Annotated in this window: 3 protein-coding genes and 1 pseudogene; all 4 read right to left on the bottom strand. The window is 43.7% G+C overall.

Features of this window, described 5'->3' with window-relative positions; translation table 11 throughout:
• Window positions 1-2,813: pseudogene (locus QUA71_RS11705) on the bottom strand (hypothetical protein); the annotation flags it as partial.
• 329 nt (window positions 2,814-3,142) lie between these two features.
• The gene (locus QUA71_RS11700) at window positions 3,143-4,318 is read right to left on the bottom strand and encodes an ATP-grasp domain-containing protein (protein ID WP_333285045.1); all 1,176 of its coding nucleotides are present in this window, start codon (window positions 4,316-4,318) and stop codon (window positions 3,143-3,145) included.
• Between the two features lie 22 nt (window positions 4,319-4,340).
• On the bottom strand, window positions 4,341-5,402 hold the full coding sequence (locus tag QUA71_RS11695; protein ID WP_333285043.1) for a DMT family transporter: 1,062 nt from the start codon (window positions 5,400-5,402) through the stop codon (window positions 4,341-4,343).
• A gap of 142 nt (window positions 5,403-5,544) precedes the next feature.
• Window positions 5,545-6,045 (bottom strand): thioesterase family protein, encoded by a 501-nt coding sequence (locus QUA71_RS11690; protein WP_333285041.1) that lies wholly within the window; start codon window positions 6,043-6,045, stop codon window positions 5,545-5,547.
• Between the last annotated feature and the right edge of the window lie 43 nt (window positions 6,046-6,088).

Genomic DNA, 6,088 nt, shown 5'->3' with positions numbered 1-6,088 from the left:
TCTAACTGATGTTCTAACTCGGAGATTTGAGATTGAAGTTGATTTTGATTCTGGTTTGCTGTCTCGGTTTGACTTTGGAATTCCGACAGTTGAGAAGTGAGCTGAGCTTCCAATTCCGAGCGACTCTGGCGCACACTTTCTAACTGTTGTTCTAACTCGGAGATTTGAGATTGAAGTTGAGTTTGATTCTGGTTTGCTGTCTCGGTTTGAGTTTGGAATTCCGAGATTTGAGAAGTTAGCTGAGCTTCCAATTCCGAGCGACTTTGACGCACACTCTCTAACTGATGTTCTAACTCGGAGATTTGAGATTGAAGTTGATTTTGATTCTGGTTTGCTGTCTCGGTTTGACTTTGAATTTCCGACAGTTGAGAATAAAGTTGCGAGCGTGCTGTGTTAGCAGTTTCTAGCTGAGATTCCAATTCCGACCGACTTTGACGCCCACTTTCTAGCTGAGCTTCTAAGCCGGATACTTGAGATTGAAGTTGAGTTTGATTTTGATTAGCTGTTTCGATTTGACTTTGCAATTCCGAAATTTGAGAAGTGAGCTGAGATTCCAATTCCGAGCGACTTTGACGCACACTTTCTAACTGTTGTTCTAACTCGGAGATTTGAGATTGAAGTTGATTTTGATTCTGGTTTGCTGTCTCGGTTTGAGTTTGCAATTCCGAGATTTGAAAATAAAGTTGCGAACGTTCTGTGTTAGCAGTTTCTAGCTGAGCTTCCAATTCAGAGCGATTTTGACGCACACTTTCTAACTGATGTTCTAACTCGGAGATTTGAGATTGAAGTTGATTTTGATTCTGATTGGCTGTCTCGATTTGAGCTGGGAATTCCGAGAGTTGAGAATAAATGTGCGAACGTTCTGTGTTAGCAATTTCTAGCTGAGATTCTAATTCAGAGCGAGTTTGACGCACAGTTTCTAACTGATTTTCTAAGTCGGATACTTGAGATTGAAGTTGAGCTTGATTCTGGTTTGCTGTCTCGATTTGACTTTGCAATTCCGACAGTTGAGAATAAAGGTGCGATCGTTCTCTGTTAGCAGTTTCTAGCTGAATTTCTAATTCAGAGCGAGTTTGACGCACAGTTTCTAACTGATGTTCTAACTCGGATACTTGAGATGGAAGTTGAGCTTGATTCTGATGGGCTGTCTCGATTTGACTTTGCAATTGCGAGAGTTGAGAATAAAGGTGCGATCGTTCTGTGTTAGCAGTTTCTAGCTGAATTTCTAATTCAGAGCGAGTTTGATACACACTATTTAGGTGATTTTCTAACTCGGATACTTGAGATTGAAGTCGAGCTTGATTCTGATGGGCTGTCTCGATTTGAGTTTGGAATTGCGAGATTTGAGAAGTGAGCTGAGCTTCCAATTCAGACCGACTTTGACGCACACTCTCTAACTGTTGTTCTAACTCGGAGATTTGAGATTGAAGTTGATTTTGATTCTGGTTTGCTGTCTCGGTTTGAGTTTGGAATTCCGTCATTTGAGAAGTGAGCTGAGCTTCCAATTCAGAGCGACTTTGACGCACACTCTCTAACTGATGTTCTAACTCGGAGATTTGAGATTGAAGTTGATTTTGATTCTGTTTTGCTGTCTCGGTTTGAGTTTGCAATTGGGAGATTTGAGAAGTGAGCTGAGCTTCCAATTCAGAGCGACTTTGACCCACACTTTCTAACTGTTGTTCTAACTCGGATATTTGAGATTGAAGTTGATTTTGATTCTGGTTTGCTGTCTCGGCTTGACTTTGAATTTCCGAGAGTAAAGAATAAAGGTGCGAGCCTTCTGTGTTAGCAGTTTCTAATTGAGCTTGCAGTTCTGATAACTGAGACTGGAGTTGCGAGTTATCTCCCTCTTTGCGATGTATCTGAGACTCCAGTTCTGACAACTCAGCCAGCAGTCTCTCTCGCTCTAAAACAACCATTTCGGATTGAAGTTGTAGTTCATGAACTTGAGAGTTTAACTGCATTTTATCCAGATTAGCAGCTTCTAACTGTGTTTGCAGTTCTAATAATTCAAATGGAGGTTGCTGTGCTTGTTCGCGAGCGGTTTGCAATTGAGAGTTGAGTATTTCGCGTTCTTGCTCTGCACTCTCCAATTGAGCTTGTAGCTCTGACAATTCCGAAGTAAATTGCGATCGCTCTGCTTCGACTAATTGCAGTTGAGTTTGCAAACCCGACAGTTGAGACTGAAGTTGCTGCCGCTCTTCAATGGAGCGATCGAACTTAATTTGAATTTCTGACAACTGGTACTGTACCTGCAATCTGCTTTGAGTAGCAGTTTCCAACTGAGTCTCAAATTCAGACAGCAGAGCCTGAAATTGAGAACGTTCTGCATCAACCCTCTCTAATTCTGCTTGCCTTTCCAGCAATTGAGCGTTAAGCTGCGATCGCTCCTGCTCCCCAACTTCTAACTGATATTTAAGTTCTGCCACTTCTGCTAACTGCGACTCAGCTTGCTTAGCATTTTCTAGCTGAAACTGCAAATCAGCAATCAGAGAATCAATTTGCGATCGATCTTCGGCAATTCCTGCCAAAAATCCTTCCATTTCCGACACTTGATTTTTTAAAATATCTTGCTCGCGAGTCACACCCTCAAACCGACTTTGCAACTGGGACAATTCAGAATTTAACTTATTTTCATTCTGAACCTTTTGCCGCAATTCCGAATTTCGGGCATCCAACTGAGCCGCCAAATTCGATATAGCCTCCTGCGAACCCTGCATCCGCACCAAATTGCGTGAATTTCGCTTATGCAAAATTAGCCAGCAGACTAATGCCCCGCCTCCAAATCCTATCAATAAAAGTAATGCTTGCATTTTTTTTTCTAATTAATATAAAGTGAGTTTTTTTGCCCCTGACCAAAAAATGGACATCCACAAATCGCTATCTTAGATCGTTTCCGGTTGCATCGGAATAATAAAATCGACTCAACAGTTAACAATCAACCATGCAGTTTTGCGACCCGCCCGTCAACAGTCAACAGTCAACAGTCAACAGTCAACAATTCCGGAGGAGTGCAACCGGAATTGATATTACTCAAAACTATCACAACTTGCCAGCCTGTGTTCACTTGGCCCAACAATTTATATTTCTTTACAAATCCCTTTTGTTTACAGGTAACGTGCAGCACACCCTGCAAGTCCGATTAATGGAGCAAATCCACAATATGAGGAATAATTTCGATATGCTGAGTCAGCAAATAATCTAACCTATCCGCGAGTAAACTAAAAATTAAATCGTTATAACTCATTCCGTATTCCGCCAAACCTAAAGCTACCAAACTCGTCACATTTTCCCCAGGGTGTTTCAGATCCGGTTTGGGATTTGCTTCCAAAACATAAAGTGAGCCATTCGCATCACTCCTGACATCAATCCGCACCAAACTGTTCAAACTAAACTCCCAATAAATTTTTCGAGCTAACTCAATTAACTCTTGTTTTAGTTCAGGTTCCTCACCACCCATTAACCGTCCTCGGTCGGCCGTTATCGCCTTTTTATCCATAGAAGTAAAGATGCGTTCGTCAGGCTCCAGCACCCGCTCCACAGTCGAAAAAGCAAAGGGTTTTGTACTTTTATCAAATCTGCCTCTAGCATAAGTAACATAGCCGCAGACCGCTACACAAAATTCTCGTCCCGGCAAATACTTTTCAATTAAAGCAGTATTGTGAGTGTCTCGGTGAACTTCCGCAACCGCCTGAGACAAACTCTCAATCTTATCTACAAAATGAACGTGCAGCGAAGCGCGGCCGGATACTGGTTTAACAACAAACGGCCCTTGATAGTCACCAAAAGCAATGGCAAAACGCTGATGCAAATTAGGCTCCAAAATTCCTTGAGAAGGATGCCAAGTCATAAACGGAGCGGTTTTTATTCCAACTGATTGCAGTTCCCGTTTAAAAGCGTGTTTATTATCTAACGTTGAACTGTTTAAAGGATTGTGACCGACATAAGGCATTCCCAACATTTCCAACAATGCGGGAGTGTGACAAACAGGATTGTAGCCCTGGACTCCACCAGTATTCAGCCACACTAAATGAATATTTTTTTGTTGGAGTTGTTCCGGCAAGTTCATGTCGTCAGGTAGGACAAAGACGTGCTTAAAGCCAATTTCTGCTAATGCTTTAGCAATCTCGCGGGCGACGACTTCGTAACTCTTCCAAGCGCGGGGATTGTGAGTTTTGTAAATCACTGCTCCGGGGCGATCGCAGTCGCCGCCGAACACCACAGCAATCCGCAATTTAGCAAAGAGTACCTCCAAATATTGAGGCAGCAAATTAAAGTCATAATGCCAGCGATTCCGGTTAATTGATGGGGGAATCATTTAAGTATTTTTCCTTTTTGTTTCATTTTTTAGCGACAGAACCGCTAGATTTACCCAAATATATTCCAGCCAAAACCACAGAGAAAGCAAACCAATTAAACAAGCTCAAACTTTCCGAAAACAGCACCCAAGCCATAATCGCCGTAATTACGGGTTCTAGCAGCAGGAAAAAAGCTACAAATTCCGAGGACAAACGACCTAGACTGTGGATAAGCAGTCCCTGACCGAAAGCTTGGCAAATCACCGCCAAAGCAATTACAGTCAGCCATCCCTCCCAAGAAGAAGGGAAAACTCGATCGCCCGCAAGCAAAACCAGTGGCAAAACCAATATACTCCCAATGAAACATCGCCATATCAATATAGTTGTTGCCGGAAACTTGGTTCGCAAATGTTCTGAAATGAGCAGATTTCCTGCATAAAACATCGCCGATAAAAGAGCAGCCATGTCGCCGACAAGAGTGTCTCCCGCCGTTTGCAAATCTTCCATGCCGATCGCAATTGCGCCACACAAAGCCACCGCCAGTCCCACCAAAAACCTGTTGTCAAAGCGCCGCCCCAACAGCAGCCATCCCCCCAAAGTAGTAAATAAAGGAGTTAAGTTTCGCAGTACAGTAGAATTAGCGACATTAGTCTGACTCAGTGACCAGGCCCAGAAAACCACAGAAGCAGAAGAAACCACGCCTACCGCTGTTAACAGCATCACATCCTGCAGAGTGTAGTTCGATCGCTCTTCAACTTGTGCCCCAGACATTCGGCGACGCGCAGCACCCGCACCATTCCACACTCCAAATACTACAGTTGCTATCCACAAACGGTTAAAAACAGTAGCATTCGGGCTGATTTCCCGTTCGCTCAACCTAATAAAAATCGCAGCCAGCGACACCGCTAGCAGCGCCGCCGACAAGGATGCGATCGCCCAAATTTTGCCTTGACTGTCAGCTAATTCACCGTTTTTTAAACTGTCTGGCTTTCCTGAAACAAGAGTTTTGTCTTCAGTTGTTAAGACAGAGTTTAACTCATTATCCTCCCAACTATTGCGCTGAAATTCAATATTTTGCTCGGGCAATCCCAGGTTTTTTGACATTATTAAAAGTTCCAATGAAGGCAGAAACCAGTTGTGTAGAGTGCGTGACAAAACAATACTTTGCAGGCGAAGGGAATAACTCAAAAGTCACGCACTCTACTTACTAGGGCTGCACCAACTATTTTTTATAGTTAACAGCAGCTTAGGCTGAAGGTTTAACAGAAAGCCTTGTCAAAGCCTCCTTTAGCGCCGGCGGCAATTGCCGGATAATCTTGTTCTTGTCGCGATCGACACCAACCAAAGTTACCTGTGCTGTCACATATAACTCCTGAGTATCAGCCGATCGAATTTGGTAATCCCAAAGCAGCCGCACACCCTCGGTAGCAGCGATCCGCGTTCTGACTGCCACAGATTGACCCATTTGTACAGCCCGGTGGTAGCGCAGCGAAAGTTCCACCACAGGCAATTCCAAACCCTGCGCCACCCAGTCTGCATACTGAATGCCAAGAGAGCGCAAACTTTCCACCCTAGCTTCCTCCATCCAAGCCAGATAAGTACCGTGCCAAACCGCACCGCTGTAGTCAGTATGGTGAGGGTACACTCGCACCAAATATTCAAACCAGCCCTCAGAGTCCATCCCGCGCCGATTTTGAATAGCACCAGCCGGTGCGAGTTCTGGTTGAGTTCGATCGTTTTCTAACACGTTACAAATTGTTCCAAAACGCTACATTTCTACAAATCATAAA

Origin of the sequence: Microcoleus sp. MON1_C5 (assembly GCF_036701875.1) — a bacterium.
Classification (GTDB): domain Bacteria; phylum Cyanobacteriota; class Cyanobacteriia; order Cyanobacteriales; family Microcoleaceae; genus Microcoleus.
This window is presented reverse-complemented; position numbering and strand designations above follow the sequence as displayed.

What these genes read in the sequence shown, in the direction of transcription:
- QUA71_RS11700 (WP_333285045.1), bottom strand. Translation starts at nt 4,318, where the DNA reads ATGATTCCCCCATCAATTAACCGGAATCGCTGGCATTATGACTTTAAT.
- QUA71_RS11695 (WP_333285043.1), bottom strand. Translation starts at nt 5,402, where the DNA reads ATGTCAAAAAACCTGGGATTGCCCGAGCAAAATATTGAATTTCAGCGC.